General features: G+C 60.7%; 17 protein-coding genes. All 17 read right to left on the bottom strand.

The window, feature by feature from the left end; all coding sequences use genetic code 11:
• Positions 1-14: 14 nt before the first annotated feature.
• Entirely contained in the window at positions 15-479 is a 465-nt protein-coding gene (locus J7E36_RS11145) for a transglycosylase SLT domain-containing protein (RefSeq protein WP_215002758.1), read from the bottom strand.
• Positions 476-1,657 carry a winged helix-turn-helix domain-containing protein gene (locus J7E36_RS11150; protein WP_231286515.1) on the bottom strand — a complete coding sequence of 394 codons (1,182 nt, stop codon included), beginning with the start codon at positions 1,655-1,657 and terminating at the stop codon, positions 476-478. Before J7E36_RS11150 ends, J7E36_RS11145 begins: the two co-directional genes overlap by 4 nt.
• A 352-nt stretch (positions 1,658-2,009) precedes the next feature.
• A complete protein-coding gene (locus tag J7E36_RS11155; RefSeq protein ID WP_215002762.1) occupies positions 2,010-3,293 on the bottom strand; it encodes a methyltransferase domain-containing protein in 1,284 nt (427 codons plus the stop codon).
• A gap of 292 nt (positions 3,294-3,585) precedes the next feature.
• Positions 3,586-4,677 carry an IpaD/SipD/SspD family type III secretion system needle tip protein gene (locus J7E36_RS11160; RefSeq protein WP_215002764.1) on the bottom strand — a complete coding sequence of 364 codons (1,092 nt, stop codon included), beginning with the start codon at positions 4,675-4,677 and terminating at the stop codon, positions 3,586-3,588.
• 13 nt (positions 4,678-4,690) lie between these two features.
• Positions 4,691-5,743 carry an IpaC/SipC family type III secretion system effector gene (locus J7E36_RS11165; protein ID WP_215002766.1) on the bottom strand — a complete coding sequence of 351 codons (1,053 nt, stop codon included), beginning with the start codon at positions 5,741-5,743 and terminating at the stop codon, positions 4,691-4,693.
• 27 nt (positions 5,744-5,770) lie between these two features.
• Positions 5,771-7,531 (bottom strand): type III secretion system translocon subunit SctE, encoded by a 1,761-nt coding sequence (gene sctE / locus J7E36_RS11170; RefSeq protein ID WP_215002768.1) that lies wholly within the window; start codon positions 7,529-7,531, stop codon positions 5,771-5,773.
• A 2-nt stretch (positions 7,532-7,533) separates the two neighbouring features.
• Positions 7,534-8,016, bottom strand: a complete 483-nt coding sequence (sicA, locus tag J7E36_RS11175) for a type III secretion system translocator chaperone SicA (protein ID WP_215002769.1) — start codon at positions 8,014-8,016, stop codon at positions 7,534-7,536.
• Positions 8,017-8,152: 136 nt separating this feature from the next.
• The gene (locus J7E36_RS11180; RefSeq protein WP_215002771.1) at positions 8,153-9,187 is read right to left on the bottom strand and encodes an EscU/YscU/HrcU family type III secretion system export apparatus switch protein; all 1,035 of its coding nucleotides are present in this window, start codon (positions 9,185-9,187) and stop codon (positions 8,153-8,155) included.
• Positions 9,162-9,965 (bottom strand): type III secretion system export apparatus subunit SctT, encoded by an 804-nt coding sequence (gene sctT, locus J7E36_RS11185; RefSeq protein WP_215002773.1) that lies wholly within the window; start codon positions 9,963-9,965, stop codon positions 9,162-9,164. Before sctT ends, J7E36_RS11180 begins: the two co-directional genes overlap by 26 nt.
• 3 nt (positions 9,966-9,968) lie before the next feature.
• Positions 9,969-10,223 carry an EscS/YscS/HrcS family type III secretion system export apparatus protein gene (locus J7E36_RS11190; RefSeq protein WP_215002775.1) on the bottom strand — a complete coding sequence of 85 codons (255 nt, stop codon included), beginning with the start codon at positions 10,221-10,223 and terminating at the stop codon, positions 9,969-9,971.
• Positions 10,224-10,233: 10 nt separating this feature from the next.
• On the bottom strand, positions 10,234-10,893 hold the full coding sequence (locus J7E36_RS11195; protein WP_215002777.1) for an EscR/YscR/HrcR family type III secretion system export apparatus protein: 660 nt from the start codon (positions 10,891-10,893) through the stop codon (positions 10,234-10,236).
• Positions 10,886-11,803, bottom strand: coding sequence for a FliM/FliN family flagellar motor switch protein (locus J7E36_RS11200; RefSeq protein WP_215002779.1), 918 nt, complete (start codon positions 11,801-11,803; stop codon positions 10,886-10,888). The genes J7E36_RS11195 and J7E36_RS11200 overlap by 8 nt, the downstream gene beginning before the upstream one ends.
• Positions 11,800-12,612 (bottom strand): SpaN/EivJ family type III secretion system needle length determinant, encoded by an 813-nt coding sequence (locus J7E36_RS11205; protein WP_231286516.1) that lies wholly within the window; start codon positions 12,610-12,612, stop codon positions 11,800-11,802. Before J7E36_RS11205 ends, J7E36_RS11200 begins: the two co-directional genes overlap by 4 nt.
• Entirely contained in the window at positions 12,609-13,064 is a 456-nt protein-coding gene (locus tag J7E36_RS11210; RefSeq protein WP_215002781.1) for a type III secretion protein, read from the bottom strand. The genes J7E36_RS11205 and J7E36_RS11210 overlap by 4 nt, the downstream gene beginning before the upstream one ends.
• Complete coding sequence (gene sctN, locus J7E36_RS11215) at positions 13,048-14,334, bottom strand: type III secretion system ATPase SctN (RefSeq protein WP_215002783.1); 1,287 nt, start codon at positions 14,332-14,334, stop codon at positions 13,048-13,050. The genes J7E36_RS11210 and sctN overlap by 17 nt, the downstream gene beginning before the upstream one ends.
• The gene (locus J7E36_RS11220; protein WP_215002785.1) at positions 14,331-14,738 is read right to left on the bottom strand and encodes an Invasion protein B family; all 408 of its coding nucleotides are present in this window, start codon (positions 14,736-14,738) and stop codon (positions 14,331-14,333) included. The genes sctN and J7E36_RS11220 overlap by 4 nt, the downstream gene beginning before the upstream one ends.
• Before the next feature lie 12 nt (positions 14,739-14,750).
• Positions 14,751-16,799, bottom strand: a complete 2,049-nt coding sequence (locus J7E36_RS11225; RefSeq protein WP_269216580.1) for an EscV/YscV/HrcV family type III secretion system export apparatus protein — start codon at positions 16,797-16,799, stop codon at positions 14,751-14,753.
• Positions 16,800-16,804: the final 5 nt, after the last annotated feature.

Here is a 16,804-nt window from a genome sequence, read left to right on the forward strand (position 1 = left end):
AACAGCATTGGGCCTCACGGCCGGTCCCGGGTGAGCACCTGATAACGCTGCCAGACCTTGCGCGCATAGCGCAGGCGCGCGGCCTGCCGATGGGGTGAGTTGCCGGCGTTGTAAGCGCCGACCGCCGTCCAGTTGTAACCGTAACGGCCGATGAACTCCGCCAGCACCGATGCGCCGACCTCCACGGACAGGCAAGGCTCGTCCAACAGACGCTGCTCGGTAATGCCCTGGTCTTTCAATCGCGACAGATGGCTGCTGTTGATCTGCATCAGCCCGATGTCGCGGGTGCCGTCGCGGTTGTGGTGGATGGCGTCCGGCTGCTGTCCCGATTCCACATCGGCAATCGCTTGCAGCAGCTCGGGTTCGATGGCGTGCAACCGTCCGGCCTGGCTCCAGCACCAGGCGTGGGCCTCGGCCATGCCAAGCCCCAGGCCGAGGTACACCGGCCAACCTAACCAAAGGCTGTGACGCCTCTTCATGCCAGGCGCCGCTCGCCAGCCCAGGTCAGTTGCTCGTCAATGCGCACCTGCAACAGCTGCGCCCGGACACAGCCGGGATCGTGCACCAGGCAGTGGTCGATCGTGCGCGCCGCCAGCTCGTTGCGCCGCCAGAACCAGTGGTGCCAGGCGTGAAAATACAGCACGTCGGCCTGATCCGCCGACAACAGGCAGCGCCGAAACAGCACCTCGGCCGCCTGCTCGCAGCCGCGCAAACTGGTGAGCAAGGCCAGTCGCGTCAACGCCGCGAGGCTGCCAGGGTCCAGCGCCAAGGCATTGGATACCGCCCCGTGTGCCTCTTCGATGGCCCGTTCCTGATCGACCAGGCCGATCATCGCCTGCCCCAACCAGACATCCGCCAGACCGCACCACGGCGGCGCGTACCCGGCGTCGAGTTTCAAGCACTGCCTGAACAGTACGGCGGCATCGCGCAGGCTTTGCGATGTGTGTTGTTGCACACTGCACAGCCCATTGAGATAAGCCACCGCCACCGGGTAGGAGCTACAGCGATCACCCACCGGGCGCAGACCGGGGACGCGCTGGGCGACCAGGCAGGTCAATGCACCCAGCGCCTCGCCGGCATCGCTGGCGTCCAGCGTCTGCCCATGGAGCAGCGCCTGGTCACCGCCGCGGATCAACTCGACCGACCAGAGTCGCGCCCCGCCCGAACCGGTAGAACGCCCACTCAGGCAATAATCCACCGACAACTGCCCGACCCACGAACGCACACCAACCGCGTCTCCGCAACCTGTGATCAATCCCGAGGGAATGACACGCAAGGCCTCGCCGAATGCCACGGTCAGCTGACGGATGATGAGATCCTGCAGGTCCAGCGCTGCGGTTTCGTCCAGATTGCGAAAAGGCAACACGGCCAAGGACGGTGCCACCAACCCGGCTGGGGTCGGCACATCGAGTTCAACTACCGGGCAAGTGAACCGATAACCCTGGCCATACACCGTCGCGATGAAATCCTTGTTGTCCTTGAGCAACTTGCGCAGTGCATAGATGCAGCGGGTCAACGACTCCTCGGCGGTGTCCATGCGCGGCCAGACATGGTCCAGCAGATAGTCCTTGCCGAGGACCCTACCCGCCGAACCCAGCAGCAGGCGTAATACGTGCAATTCTTTAGGGGGAACATGGACACCTTGTCCATCTCGCATCAGCGTTCCATCGCTTTGCAGTTGCCAGTGGTCAAAAATGAATGACCCGAGCGGCGGTTGATCAGCTGCACTGTCCATAATCGGAAACTTCTCTATAGAAAGTTACTGAGGCGATTGAGCCTGCCGGGGCAGGCTCGGGATGATGAAGGGCGTGACTATAGGGAAGATTTGTGAAGGGATTCCGTAGGTAGATGCACCCAAGATCCTGAGAAAATACGACATAAGCTGTAGGAAAAACCATCGCGCAAAAAAATGCCTTGCATCCAAGATCCAAGGCAACTATTCAAGCATCAAAAACCTTTCATGTAGTTTGGGCCCAGGAACCTTCCCAGTCCATCGATAACCCTAAAAGTTAGAACCCTCCATCCAACGACCTCGCCAAGCCACTTACAGGTGCAGTAACGTATTTTGGAACTCCAGCCTTCAAGGCGTCCGAATCTATCAACGCATCCAATGAACGATCACGATCGAGACCCTCAGCCGACGATTTCACAAACGTAATAGAGTAGGTCCTTTCGGCTTTCATGCTGATGGCCGTAGCGCTAACGGGGGTTAACCCAGCCTTCTGGGCCATGTCCATTAAATTCGTTTTAGAAAAATAGTTAGCCGGTGTTTCCTTCTCAACATACGCATTATATCGAGCCTCGAGTTCATCCCCTGACATATCAGGGTCGCGATGAAGATCAGAATAAATTTCCGTTACCATATGCATTAAATCAAGCTCCGCACCACCCAGTGCGCTGCTATGCTCAGAAACAGTCAATACGCCACCTTCCTTTAAAAGGCCAGCCGTCTGAATAAGACTTTGTTGCTGTACTTCCGAACTTGGGAAATGATGAAGAGAATGTTGATACATGACACAATCAAAGCCAATGCCATCCAACAACGGATTACTGCCATGCTCGCCTGACACTCTGCCTGACGCCATATCGCCGCCGTCGTAATAAATAGTCTTGACAGAGGGATTTCTACCATTAGGAGCGGCAACCACCTCATGACTGTTATGGTCCCAGCTAATTCCCGTCTCCACCTCAAGTACGTATGGATGCACAGGAGAATTCTGGTAATCGGCAATATGAGAGGCGACATACGAAGTGAGTTTTCCATCATTGCCACCGACGTCCAGCAACCGAATAAACTCGGATCCTTGACCAAGCCTGTGATTAGCTTCCATGATCATCCTGGCGATACTTTGCCCTTTCGAATTCAGGTGATCTGCCGCCACCGCGGTGTTTTCAATTTTACTGGTCGCGTCTAAACCATGGTACCAATCACGAATCACGTCCAAAAATACACGATTATGGATTTGTTCTCCTTCGCTCCTCACAACCTTCATAAGCTTAGCCAGCAATTGATCTTTGCACTCAGGGGCTATAGACCAATCATTATTATCAGAGTGATAAGTAACAATCTGCCTTACATCGCCCTCCCGTTCAATTCTTGCGCCATGTATTCGTAAAAAATCCCCTATAAAGTACTCACTTTTGACGTTGAGCCGCTCCTCTAAATTCCTTTCAACATCGGACTTCGCTGCCATCGAAAAGCTGCGATCAAAGGCAGCTACAATTGGCGAACTTAAGCTTGCATTCGCGACCACAACAAACCCTCCACTTCTATTAGCGCTATAAAACAACATTCACTCAGACACGCAAACTCTGCCCACCCAAGCACCAGTCAACCCTCTTTACATAAAGATCCGCCTAGTCTGATAGACGACGACTTTCACAGACATCCATTAAATCATGCCCTTGTATCTTTCGACCGAATGGCAAACACCCTAAACAGTGTTACATACCCGACACCGACCTCCGGCGGATCGACATCAGATCTCCTCATTCAAGGCATCATTAGAAAGTACAGGTACGATGAAATACAACCATCAATCTCATTCCATCCTGATGCGCGCAAAAAAGCGTTTAATCACCAACTTAAAAATTCAACATCGCCCGCAACATATCGGCAAACTGATTCAAATGCGCCGACAACGTCTTGTTGAAGTTGTCATGGTACGAATTGGCATTCGAATATTTCTGCGTCAATGACTGCAACAGGTTCTTCATGCGCTCTTCCTGCGCGTTGAAGCCGTTTTGCCATTGGTTGTATTTGGCGGTGTCCCAGGTCACGGTGCCGCCACTCGCCGGCAGGCAGTTCTTCATCGTCGTGAGCGGCCCGAGGTCGATGACCACGCACCAGGTGCCGTCGGTGTTTTGCTTGAGGCAACTGGCGGGCAGGCTCAAAGCCTTGAGCCACTTCTCGGCTTCATCCTTGCTGGCGCCGCCTTCGCCGGGTTTCGGGAACAACACAGATGCGGGGTTGGGATGGCTGTATTTTTCGATCAAGCGGGTCAATGCCGCACGTAACGCGCCAGCATCCAGCGTGACGTCCTTGCCGTCGTTCGCACCTTCGACCCAGTCCTTCATCTGCGCGGTGATTTCGGCGTTGAAGTCGGCGAAGAAGTCCGAATAGGCGGCGATGATGTGTTCGTAGCCGGCGAGGTAGCCGTTCTTGATCAGGTCGATCAGTTCAAGGAGTTTTTCGAAGAAGTCGTTCGAAGAATTGATCGAGGCATCCAGGGCTTCTGCGATCTCGACGGGCTTGTCCTTGTCCAGGCACGTCTTGAGGTAGCGCAGGATTTCCTCTTGTTTGCCATCGAGCTGGCGACGCCGGGTTTCGTCCAGGGCGTTCATGCAGGCGGCCATTGCGCCGCCGCACTGACGCAGCTGCAACGCCCACATCTGTGAGCGGGTGCGCTTGGCCTGGATCTGCTCGACGAGGTCTGCGAGGGTGATGTTCTCCACGCCGTCGGCAGCCAGCCGCTTCAACGCCTTGGTAATGTCCGTCGAACAATCGAGCATTCGGTCGAGGTGGCGATTGAGACTTTTGAATGAACGCTCCAATGCCTGCTTCGGATGAAAGGCCGGTGGCGTCGCGGCGCTCACTTCAGGAGGGGCCGGAATGGGGTTTGCAACGTCGGCGTTGGTCTGTGGCCGACTCGTGGGTGTGAAACCTTGAATGTCCATCTTGGGAATTCCTTCAAGCCGTCACGGCACGAATGACGTCGGCGCGCGATTGGAAAAGCTGCATCACCATGTCCATGAATTTCTGCAACAACGCCGCTTCGGCCGCGTCTTTCTGGGCGACTTCCTCGGCCAGGCTTTTCTGGCTGTTTTGCGCGCTTTGCTGCAACACTTCCTGCTCCCGCGCGGCATGCTCGGTGAGGCGCACCACATTCGCCACCACCTGGCTCAGGCTCGTCGACATGGCGCTGAGGGCGCGGCCGATTTCCAGTTTTTTCTCGATCCCCTTGCTGCCCATCTGGCTCAGCCAGTCGGAGGTCTGGCCGACCTTCTGGGCCTTGAGGATTTCACCGTCGAACCAGGCTTGTTCCTGGGGCGTCAGGATCGCGCCCTTGGGTTGGAAATCGACGGTCGTCGGGCGGGCGAAGTCATCCAGGGTGTTTATCTTGTAGGTGGTCTTCGGGTCCCAGTCCTCGCGGTTGCGCTCCAGCTTGAGGTCGCGTTCGAGATTGCCGGCGTCCAGGGCGTTACGTTTGTGCAGGTCGATGTCGGCGTGCTTGAGGGTCTGACCATGCAGGGTCTTGACCATGGCGAACCCGGCGACGGCGCCAGACACCACGGCGGCGGTAATGGCGCTGTGCAGCGCCGCCTGGCCGGACTCGACGATGGCCCTGCCCTGGGCCTTGGCCGCATCGGACGCCATGACGGTGAAATGACCGCGCAGTTGCGCATTGGCGACACGCGCGATACTGAGCGCGATGATCGCGGCCACCAGTACGTTGGCGTGCTTTTCCCAGGCGCCCGGGTCGAAGATCAGTTCGTTGCGTGCTTCATCGGTGAGGGTCGTCGACGCCGCCAGAAAGTCTTGCCAATCCGCTTCGGTGGGCTGGTAGGCGTTGATTCTACGTTCGAGTTCAGTTGCCGCTATGAAGCTGTCGTTTTCCAGTACCTGGTGGACAGTGGCATTGTCGAAAAGCGCTGAACCGGAGCGATACTCTTTTGTCGGGTGCTCCTGGTTGGAATCGACAGCTGCGGGAGCCATCTGCGTCGTAGCGTGAATTGCGATCATCTTGGTACCTGTGATCAGTGATTGATTTCAAACATGCCGAACCATTTGCAGGCTCACGGCATGGCTGCGTTGCAGGTCGGCGAAGACCTGTTCGATCTGTCGGGTCCGGTACTGCATGGCTTGCCCGTAGTCCTCGACCAGTTGCGTGAGGTACCGGCTGATTTCCTCGCTGATCGCCATGCGCACCCGGACATCGGCCAGGTGCACCGCAGCCTGGGCCTGGTGCTTGCCGCTCTGGATCTGCAACCCGCCCTGCACTACCACGTTGCCAAACTCGGTGACGGCCTGGGCGATCTCCAGGTTGGCGGCGTACCGGGCCAGCGACACCGGGTCGGCACCGTGGGTGATGAACCCGCGTAGTTGGGCAAGCGCTTGCGTCAGGGTGTTACCAATCGATGACGCCATCTGCTTCATGACTTGCATGGCGCCGGGCGCCGCCTGGGCGGCTACCGACGCGAGCTTGGAGGCGACAGCGCTGATCATCGGCCCGATCACCTGCGCCCCAACCATGGCTACCAGAGCCACCGCTGCCAGCGTCGAGATCACGCCCTGGATCATGCCGGCGATCTGCGCGATGTCCTTGGCTTTTTCAGGATCAACGCCGAAATCGATCAATAGCTGGGTATAGATCTCGGAAAACCGCTTGATGGCTTCCTGCATGACGATGGTCAGCGGTTTCATGGCCTCGGCCATGAACGACTTGCCGGTTTTTGCCTCCACCGCCACGTCGGCGATCATGACTGCGATGCCAACCACCCCGACCACGATCAACGGCAAATTGGCGGTCATGACCCCGGCAACGATGGTGACAGCGGCCACTATCGCCCCGACGATCTTGCCGATGCAGCCCATGGTTTTCTGCAACGCCTCAGCCTTGCGGACTTCCTCCAGGTACTTGTCCGACTCGCGCTTCATATGCTCCTGAAGCTTGGCCTGCAGCTCCTGGAACAATTCCTGGCTGAGTTCTTCCTTGTTCTGCGCCGCCTCGCCGAGCAACTCGATGATCTTCAGGCGATTGAGCAAGGCCAGTGCGCTGCTGCTGAGGGCTTTTTCGTCGGTTTCCTTGACAGCCTGGCTACTGACGGCGGAGAACCGGACCTTTGCGACCACCTCGGCCAGCGCTTTGGCAACCGCATTGGCGACTTCGATCAGCTTCAGGTGAGCAACAGTCGCCGCGTTAAAAGCCTGGGTGTGGCCCGCCAATTCGCTCTTGAGCTGGTCGCGACGGGTCAGTTCCTCGGCGTACTCGGGGGACTCAGGGTCCAATTGCGCCAGCCGGGCTTCGCTTTGCGCCAACAGTCCCTGGAAATGCATGACTCGTTCGTGCAATTGCTCAAGGTGTTCCTGGCTGCCACCGACCTGCCCTTCGGCCGCCTCCCAGGCCTGGAGCGCGGCGGCGTATTCGGCCGAGAGGTTTTCCAGTCCCTGCTGCCGGGCACTGGCCATGCTCTGCAACATCGCCAGGCGGTTCTTCAGTTTGTTGACGTCGACTTCACCGATCAGCTCGCTGATCATCGCCATCAACAAGGTGAACAGGTCGCCATTGGCCTCTTGCCTGTTGCCGTCGGCCTGTAGCGGCGGATGCAGCACCGGCCTGCCCGGGCTGGCGGTGGACGGAGCGCCTCGGCCGTCGTAGCGCACCGACATCAACGCTTCCAGCGCCTTCTGCCCGGCCTCGCGGTACTGGGTAGTCCTGGCGGCTTTGCTGGCCGCGTCGTCGTAGCGTTCAAACGCCTCGGCGCGGTTCGTTGTTGCGCCCGGGTAGGCCGGGCGGGTGATCTCACTCATGTTCAGTCCTCCGAACGTTGCTGTTCCATGTGCGCCAGGGTGTCGAGATACACCTCGGCCTGGGCGCGCAGATCGTCCTGGGTGGCCCGCTCAAGCACGTATTCGAAACACAGCCGGGCCTTGCCGAACCGCCCCAGGGCCAGGTGACACTGGCCGGTGTAGAGCATCGGCCGGTAGTCGTGCTTGCCCTGGGCGAAAGCGATTGCATACAGGTCGATCGCCTTCTGGTGGTTCTGCTTGAGCTGGTGCACGGCCGCCAGTCCCATCCAGTAATGGCTGTTGCAGAAGTCGTAGATGCACAGGAAATGAAAGAACTTCTCCGCATCGTCCAGGCGCCCTTGTTCGTAGAACTCGAAGGCGAAGGCGTAGAGGCTGTCCATGTGCTCGTCGCTGATACCTTGCACGTCTTTCAACGCCGCACCAGCGAGCACCGCATCCACGACGTCCAGCGCCACTTGCTCGTCTTGTTTGTTGTTGCGACTCATCGGCCACACTCCTGAAAAAGCGTCAGCGTTGCTGACAGGTGCATTGAGCCAAATCGCCGGTGGGGGCGCTGCCAAATTGCGCTCATCGGGGCGTGGCGGATGCTCCCTCGCCAGGCGATCGACCAATGCGCCGGTCTCACGCCTGCTCCACCTGCTCCAGCCAGATCAGCAGCCGCAGCACTTCTTCCACTTCCTGTACCTGGAGAAAGCTGTAGCGTTGGTGGGTCTTGAAGATCCGTCGGGCCAGGGCGATGTCGTTGATCACCGGCACGCCGACTTCCTTGGCGTAGGCGCGCACGGCCAGGGCGCGCTGGTTGGTTTCCATCAGGGAAATGAACGGCAACAGGGTGATTTCCGGGCGGAAGTACACGCCGATGGCGATGTGGGTTGGGTTGGCGATGATCATCCGGGAGCCGCGCACGTCGGACTTGACCTGCTCCGACAGCAGCTCCATGTGCAGGTCGCGGCGGCGGCCCTTGATCTGCGGGTTGCCGTCCCGCTCCTTGTGTTCGCGCTTGACCGAGTCCTTGTCCATCATCTGGTCTTTCATGAACAGCCCGTATTCGCACAGCGCATCGAGCACCACGATCAACAGCACACAGGCCAGGAACGCCAGCACCAGCACCAGCAACAGGTGCCCCCAGATCGCGAACAGCCCTGGCGCCTGGGCGAACAGCTGGGCGAAGAGCAATTGCCGCTGGGTGACCCAGACGATCCACAGCGCCATGGCGAAACTGCCCAGGTACAACAGGGCCTTGAGCGTGTCCTTGACGGTGCGCAGGCTGAACAGTTTCTTGAAGCCATTGATGGGATTCAACGCGCCAACATTCAGCTTCAACGCTTCACTGGCCAGGGCAAAACCGCTTTGCAGCAGCGCCGGCACGGCGCTGGTCAGCACGCACACCAGCAACAACGGCAGCAAGGCTTCAAGGCCGATCAGCACCCACATCGTCGAGTACGCTTGCAGGTCCGCGTCAAAATCGCTGGCGATGATCCGCCGGTAGACCTCCATGACCTCGATCAGCGAGCTGTTGAAGACCATGTAGCTGATGCCGCACAGGGTCAGGCAGGTGATGACCAGGTCCTTGGCCTTGAAGGTCTGCCCTTTGCGGGCCGCATCCCGGAGCCGCTTGGCGGTGGGCTTTTCACTTTTCGTGGCGCTGGATGACATGCTCGCCCTCCTCCTCGCCGAGGTAATCGGTCAACGCTTCGGACGTCGTGCCCAGGCGCAGGACCTCGTCCGGCAGGTGCACGCCGAAATACAGCATCAGCACCACCAGCGCTACCAGGCTCTTGACGGTCAGCGACACGGAAAAGGCGTTCATCTGCGGCGCATAGCGCGAGAGCAAACCGAGCAAAGCCTCACTGATCAATAAGGTCGCGACAACGGGCGCGCTGATCACCAACGTCTTGCTCACCAGTGCGTCCAGCAACGGGTGGATCGCCGACAGGTGCATCGCGCAGTCATTGGCCGGCGCACAAAGGCGGTAGCTGTGGGCGACGGTTTCGAGCATCAACAACAGGCCGCCGCCTTCGAGGTAAACCGCTGCGGCAAACAGCTGGAGAAAGTTCGCCAGTTCCGAGGTATCGACGCCATTGGCCGGGTCCACCGTGCTGCTGAGCATGGCGCCGCGCTGGTTGTCGATCAGGTTGCCCATGGCGTGCACCACCCAGAACGGCCAGCACAGCAGCACGCCGAGCAGCACGCCGATAGCCGCTTCGCGCAGCATCAGGCCGAGGAACGCCAGGCTGTCGAGCGCGGGCGTGGGCACACCGACGTAGGCCCAGAACCCCAGCGCCACCAGCACGATTACCGCCTGGCGCGGCACACCGGTCAACACGCTGCTGTTGAGAAACGGCAACATGAAGAAGATCGGCGCCAGCCGCGCCACGCCCAGCAGCACAGCGGCGAACCCGGCGTACAGCTCGAAGAACAACGTCATCGACATGGCCTAATCCAGTGCCAGTTGAATGACTTCGCGACTGAAATCCAGCAGGGTTTCGCCGTACCAGCCCGAGAGCAGGAACAGGCACGCGGCGACCGCCAGCAGCTTGAACCCGAACGGCAGCGTCTGCTCCTGCAACTGCGTCACGGTCTGGATCAACCCGACCACCAGGCCGACCACCGTGGCAACGATGATCGGCCACGCCACCATCAGCAGGATCAGGTAGAGGGTCTTGTTGCCGGCATAGACCAGATCATTCATTGACGTGGGCCTATGCCAGCAAGGTCAGGTATTGCTTGACCAGCCCGGTGGACAACAGCGCCCAGCCGTCCAGGGCCACGAACAACACCAGCTTGATCGGCACCGAGATGATCACCGGGCTCATCATCATCATGCCCAGCGCCAGCAGGATGCTGGAGATCACCAGGTCGACGATCACAAACGGCAGGTACAGGTAGAAGCCGATCTTGAAGGCACTTTTGATCTCACTCAGCGCATAGGCCGGCAACAGTGAAAACAGCGACGGCGTCAGGTCCTCGTCGCGGTAAACGTCGGCGTCGGCTTCACCTTGGACCGCCTGGGCCCGCTCGAAGAACAGCGCCAGCTCAGGGTCGGTGTACTTGCGCAGGTAATCCTTGTAGCTGCCCAGGCCGTTCTCGGCGAAATCCACCACCGACTCGATGTCGGTGAACGCCACCGCCTCGGTCTTGTAGTAGTCATGGCCCTGCTTCATGACCGGCGTCATGACGAAGATCGCCAGCATCAGCGCAATCGCATTCAACGCCATGTTCGAAGGCACCTGTTGCAAGCCCAACGCGTTGCGCACGATGACGAAGACGATGGAAAACTTGAGGTAGCAGGTACCCGCCGCCACCAGGAACGGCAGCAGCGAGGCGAACGCCAGCAGCGCGATCAGCGAGACGTCATTCATCGCCGCTGCTGCGATAGACCTTGAGCAATTCAACGCCCAACTGCTCGTCCAATTGCACCAGCTCTCCCAAGGCAATCGGTTTGCCGTTGGCGCGAACCTCGATATTCCGTGCGGCATCGTCAGCCAATGGGATCAGTTGCCCATCGACGATCTGCGACAGCGTCACCAGGTCGACCTCATGGGTGGCGAGCACGAACTCCAGGCGTACGGGAAGGCCACCCAGGTCGATCTTCGCACCCGGTGCCTGGAGGTTTTCCAGGGCGGCTTCGGTCGGTTGCATGTGTAAACCCTCTTCGGTAAAGGTGAAAAAGCCCAGGCATCGGTTTGCGATGACGCAGTGTTGAGCCCACTCGGTGATGCGCAGGACATCGCCTTCACTCAATCGCATCCGACTCGCCAGGCTCAGGTGACTGACGCCCAGCCGCAGCACCAGGCGCAACGGCAGTGTGTCCAGCCATGAGTCGGGCGCCAGCGGTTGATCCACGGCGCCCAGTGGCGTCAGTTGCGTGACCCAGACCCGGCCGCGCTCCGTTTCGAGCCATGGCACGGCGTGGGTAGGCAGGTGCGACGGCTCGACGCACTCGATGCCTGACAGGCTGTTGTAATGCAGCTCGCCAGCGTCCGGCGGCAAGGGCCGAGGCACCGCCCGGAACAGCGCAACGATGCTCGACAGCGGGCACTCGCGTCCCAGCAACGCCTGCAAGGTCGGCAGTGAAAGCTGCAACCATTCACGCGCCGAAATGAGCCCGTGCCAATCGGCGCCGTTACTCTCGGCGCGAAACCCCACGTAGCCGGTTTTTTCCGGGACCTTGCCCAAACCGGCTTGCCGACCGGCCCGTTGCCATCGTTGAATCGCTTGCGTATGAGCGTGTGAGCGAGAATCGACCCGCCGTAGCTTCAATGCCCTCATGCCGGATGCTCGGACGCTTCGTCCTGGTCGTCATCCGGCGCCTGCCGCGAACCCTGGCGCGACTGCTCGCCGCCACTCTCGGTCAGCCGCCACGCAGGCTCGCGGGCCTGAGCGAAAGGCTCCTTCAGTTGCTCGAACACCAGGGCATTGCTGGGGCTGAGCGTGAAGCTGCGGGGAGATTCCTCAGGCACTCGACTGATCGTCACCTGGCCGCTGGCGGCGCCATTGTGGAAAGGTACGTGCAGTAATCCCCGCTCCGGCGTCGGCGAGACTTCGAGCGCAATGTCGAACAGTGGCAGCGGTGGCGGCACCGGCGCTGAACGGGTGGACGCGGGTGCGGCCGGAGGCGCATGTCGGGTTCCCGCGGGGCTCAACGGCACCTGGGCCGGCGGCTCATCAAGCGCAGCACCGCGACCGATAACCGGTTCGAGCGGCGTCGGCTCAACCGACACCGGACAGGCCGGCGCGGCCGCTTGCTCGACGGCCGCCGCAAGCGGTTCCAAGCGTTGCGGCGACGTCGCTGAAAGCATTGGCTGGCGCAACGCTGGAGAGGCCGTGTCGCGCACAGTCGGTCGGTGCTCATCGCACACACCGTCCAACCTTGCCTTCACCGGTGGCGGCGCTTTCCGGCCGTTCTCTAACACCGGCAACTGAAGACGGAACAACGACACCACAAGATCCAGCACTCCCTGCGGCAACGCCTCTTCCTGGACCGCAACGAGTCTGTCGCGCAGCTCATCCAGCGCGCCTTCGTTGACGGGGTCCAAGGCGGGCATCAGCCGAGACGGCAGCGCAGCAATCTCACTCACCGCCACACCCCGGCCAGTTCTTCCAGCTCCCGCTCTTCCCGGCGTACATGCGCGCGCCGTTGCAGGCGCAGGTGCTGCTGGAGCGCACGCTGGTATTTGTCGTGTTTGCGCTGCAGCACCTGCAACTGCTCGCGCTGCGCCTGCCACTGTTGCTCGACCTGTTGGCACTGCACATCCACGCGGTCACGCTCGACCCGCAGCAGATCGATGCGCCGACGGATGACGGCCTGGGTGCGCAGCAGCGCCAACAGTTGCCCGTGATCCAGCACACAGTCATGCGCACGGTGGCACGCCAACAAGCGCTGCAGCGCGGCTTCCTGCTCATCGAACCCGCAGCGCTCTTGCAACAGCGCTTGCAATTGGCGCTGGACCCGCAGCAGCGCTTGTTCACCGCGTTGCCGACGGAACTGGCTGAAGGCCAACAGACGTCGCCGATCAGACAAGGATTTCATGCAGGCTCCGCAGGGTTTCTTCCGGCTCGCTAACCTCATCCGTCGGCTGGCGCAGCCATTGGTCAAGGGCCTCGCGACATTGCATCGCCCGGTCGTTGGCCGCGTCCGCGCCCGGGCTGTACTCGCCCATGTCGAGAAACACCTGCAATTGCTCAAGCCGTTCCAGCGTGTCCCGGGCCGAGGCCGCCAGTTGCCGGACATCCGGCGTGGTGACTTGGGTCGCCACGCGGCTGACGCTGCGCAAGACGTCAATGGCCGGGTAATGTCCCTTGGCCGCAAGGGCACGACTGAGGTAGACGTGACCGTCGAGAATGGAGCGAATCTCTTCGGCAATCGGGTCCGGTTCGTCATCGCTTTCCAGCAGCACGGTGTACCACGCGGTGATGCTGCCTGAAGCGGTCACACCGGGGCGCTCCAGCAAGCGCGGCAAGGCGTCGAACACCGACGCCGGATAGCCACGCCGCGCCGGCGCTTCACCGGCGGCCAGGGCCAGGTCGCGGCGGGCGCGGGCATAGCGGGTCAATGAATCGAGCAACAACACCACGCGCCGGCCCTGATCGCGAAAGTACTCGGCGATGGTCGTGGCTTGCAGCGCCGAGTTGCAGCGGTCCACCGAGGAAAAATCCGAGGTGGCGTACACCACCACGCAGCGCGAGCGCTTGGGCGACTGGCGCAAGTGCTCGATGAACTCGGTCACTTCGCGCCCCCGCTCGCCAATCAGGCCGACCACGAAAACCTCGGCGTCGGTGTGCTCGATGAGCATGTTGATCAAGGTGGTCTTGCCGGAACCGGCGGCGGCAAAAATGCCGATGCGCTGGCCGATGCCGCAGGTCAGCAAGCCGTCGATGACCCGAATACCGGTGCGCAACGGCTCTGCCACCGGGCGCCGCTGCTGGTACGACGGCGGGTCGGCGTCCACCGGGCAGTCCCGTTGCGCCACCGCCGTCGAGGGCACCAGCCGCTCGACTATGTTGCCCCCGGGGTCGACCACGCTGCCGAGCAAGGCGTCACTGCAGGTCAGCAGCAACGTCGACCCCGTGGGCACGATCATCGACTGCCGGGACAAGCCCTTCGCCTCGCCGAGCAGACTGAGCAGCACGGCGCCGGGTTTGAATCCGATCACCTGCGCCCGCGCCGCCACGCCCGGCGAGCGCCAATGCCGGCGCACTTCACAGACCTCCCCCACCACCACCTCGTCCAATGCCGCCTCAATCAGCGGGCCGCTCAGGCGCAGGGGGTGGGCGGCGTGTCGTTCCAGGCGCAGGTTCATTGACGAAAAATTTCCAACAAGCATTCGATGGCATGCACAAATGAGTCCAGCGCTTGGGCAAAATGCTCGGCATCACCTAACGCATAAGCACTTGCCATCAAACGCAACTCCAATCGTCCCTCGACATCGCACAGATGCAATTGCCCGGTGCGGGAAAATGGGTTGCCACCCAGCAGGAACTGCATCAGATCGAAAGCACAATGATTGATTGCACTTGGGCCTGCGTCACCAACCATGGCCCAGATCCACACATCGTCTCCCACGACAGCCACATTGATATCGGGCAGATTCTTCATCTTCATTTCTATGGTGCTGTGACTGTCGAAATGCCCTATCTGGCTGTCCAGGCAGCCACTGTGTCGCAGCGATTCGCGGAGCAGACTGGCAATATCCATCGGTAACATGTTCAATTTCCTCTACAGCGTTTTGATGACATTGACCGAAACCGTCTCGCAGATTTCGCCGAACGACATGACGTCCAGCTCCCGGAAGCGGCCTTCGATCAGTTTTTTGATGTAGCGCCGCACATCCACCGAGCACAGCAGCACCAGGTCCTTGTGGGCGATGTGCAGGCCGTCCAGGCCGACACTGAGGCGGTCCATCAGGTCTTCCGACTCGGCGGGTTCAAGGTTGACGAAACTACCGCCCGAGGTCTGCCGGATGCCGCGGCGCACCACGTCTTCGAATTCCGGCGACAACAGCAGCACCCGCAAGTCGTTGCCCTGGGCAAACTTGTTGCTGATGTAGCGGGCCATTGCGCCTCGGACGTGTTCCACCAGCGCCAGCACGTCCTTTTCCCGGGACGCCCAGTGGGCCAGTGATTCGAGGACGAGCTTCATGTTGCGCACGGAAATGCGCTCGCCGATCAAGCGCTGCAACACCTCGGCGATCTTCTGCACCGTGACGTGGCGATAGACTTCCTTGAGCAGGTCGGGGTAGCGGCTTTCCATTTCGTCGAGCAGTTGCTTGGTTTCCTGCACGCCGAAAAACTCGCGGATGTTGCGCGCCAGCAGCGTGACCAGGCAGCGATAGCATTCTTCATCCGCCGGCCGCAGGTGATAGCCCAGTTGTTGCACCCGCTCGCGGTCGGCCGCGCTGACCCAGACGCCACTCTGGCGATTGCTGTCGCTGCCGCGCACCAGGGCAAAGCCCAAGGGCTCAAGCTCAGGGGAATAGTCCAGCAGGCGCCAGTGATCGAAATGGATGTCGAACTGCTCGGCGCGCACCTCATTGATCAGCACCGCCACTTGATGCGCCGGCAGCGCCTCGCTGGCCCGCAGCCGCGGCTCGGGAATGCGCAGCCCGTAATCAACGAAGAACTGGCTGCGAAAGCGCGCGGCCCAGCGCTGCTTCTCCAGCTCCGGCAGCCGCGCGTTGGGCACCAGCAGCATCAGCGCAATGGTCTCCGTGGCAATGTTGTCGACATCCTCAAGCAAGCCCGACTCGTTCTGCGCCGTGCTCTGTCCGGCCGGTTCGGCACGGCTTTCGCCCGCGCCCTGGCGCAAGGCCCGGCGCTGGCGCACGAACACCACCAGCCCCAGCACGCAGGCAATCGACAGAAAGGTCAGCAAGGGAAAACCGGGCAACAGGCCCACGCCCAACGCCAGCAACGCAGTAACGCCCAGGACGAACGGGTTGCCCAGCATCTGCGTGAGCATGTTGCGACCCAGATTGCTGTCGTCACCGTTGACCCGGGTGACGATGAAGCCGGCGCCAATGGCGATCAGCAGCGCGGGGATCTGCGCCACCAGACCATCGCCGATGGTCAACAGCGTGTAGGTCGACAGGGCCATGGACGTGTCCATGCCCAGTTGCCCGACCCCGATGGCCATGCCGCCGATAAAGTTGACGAAGATAATGATGATGCCGGCGATGGCGTCGCCCTTGATGAACTTCATGGCCCCGTCGAACGAGCCGTACAACTGGCTTTCGCGCTCCAGCACGCTGCGCTTTTCCCGGGCCTGGGCCGCATCGATGGCGCCGGCCTTGAGGTCGCCGTCGATGCTCATCTGCTTGCCCGGCATGCCGTCCAGGGAAAAGCGCGCGGCGACTTCGGCGACCCGTTCCGAGCCCTTGGTGATGACGATGAACTGGACGATGGTGACGATGGAGAAAATCACGAAGCCGACCACCAGGCTTTCGCCAATCACGAAATCACCGAACGAGGCGATGATCTCGCCGGCATCGGCCTGGCTGAGGATCAGCCGGCTGGTGCTGATCGACAGCGCCAGGCGAAACAAGGTGGTCAGCAACAGCAACGCCGGGAACGTCGAATAGCTGAGGATGCGCTCGATGTAGAACGAGCCCATGAACACCAGCAGAGAAATGACGATGTTCAGGCCGATGAGAAAATCCACCAGCACTGTCGGCAAGGGGATGATCAGCATGGCGATGATCATCACCATCAACGTCAGGATCAGCAGCTCCGGGCGCGCGCCGACATTTCGCAAAAACCCATTGAGCAGGCCCA

The organism is Pseudomonas fluorescens (assembly GCF_018614775.1).
Taxonomy (GTDB): Bacteria; Pseudomonadota; Gammaproteobacteria; order Pseudomonadales; family Pseudomonadaceae; genus Aquipseudomonas; species Aquipseudomonas fluorescens_BY.

Coding starts and splice junctions, on each gene's coding strand:
- J7E36_RS11190 (WP_215002775.1), bottom strand. CDS start 10,223: ATGAATGATCTGGTCTATGCCGGCAACAAGACCCTCTACCTGATCCTG.
- sctN (WP_215002783.1), bottom strand. CDS start 14,334: ATGAACCTGCGCCTGGAACGACACGCCGCCCACCCCCTGCGCCTGAGC.
- J7E36_RS11220 (WP_215002785.1), bottom strand. CDS start 14,738: ATGTTACCGATGGATATTGCCAGTCTGCTCCGCGAATCGCTGCGACAC.
- J7E36_RS11150 (WP_231286515.1), bottom strand. CDS start 1,657: ATGCGAGATGGACAAGGTGTCCATGTTCCCCCTAAAGAATTGCACGTA.
- J7E36_RS11210 (WP_215002781.1), bottom strand. CDS start 13,064: ATGAAATCCTTGTCTGATCGGCGACGTCTGTTGGCCTTCAGCCAGTTC.
- J7E36_RS11165 (WP_215002766.1), bottom strand. CDS start 5,743: ATGATCGCAATTCACGCTACGACGCAGATGGCTCCCGCAGCTGTCGAT.
- sctT (WP_215002773.1), bottom strand. CDS start 9,965: ATGTCGATGACGTTGTTCTTCGAGCTGTACGCCGGGTTCGCCGCTGTG.
- J7E36_RS11155 (WP_215002762.1), bottom strand. CDS start 3,293: ATGTTGTTTTATAGCGCTAATAGAAGTGGAGGGTTTGTTGTGGTCGCG.
- sctE (WP_215002768.1), bottom strand. CDS start 7,531: ATGAGTGAGATCACCCGCCCGGCCTACCCGGGCGCAACAACGAACCGC.
- J7E36_RS11180 (WP_215002771.1), bottom strand. CDS start 9,187: ATGTCATCCAGCGCCACGAAAAGTGAAAAGCCCACCGCCAAGCGGCTC.
- J7E36_RS11145 (WP_215002758.1), bottom strand. CDS start 479: ATGAAGAGGCGTCACAGCCTTTGGTTAGGTTGGCCGGTGTACCTCGGC.
- J7E36_RS11200 (WP_215002779.1), bottom strand. CDS start 11,803: ATGAGGGCATTGAAGCTACGGCGGGTCGATTCTCGCTCACACGCTCAT.
- J7E36_RS11160 (WP_215002764.1), bottom strand. CDS start 4,677: ATGGACATTCAAGGTTTCACACCCACGAGTCGGCCACAGACCAACGCC.
- J7E36_RS11195 (WP_215002777.1), bottom strand. CDS start 10,893: ATGAATGACGTCTCGCTGATCGCGCTGCTGGCGTTCGCCTCGCTGCTG.
- sicA (WP_215002769.1), bottom strand. CDS start 8,016: ATGAGTCGCAACAACAAACAAGACGAGCAAGTGGCGCTGGACGTCGTG.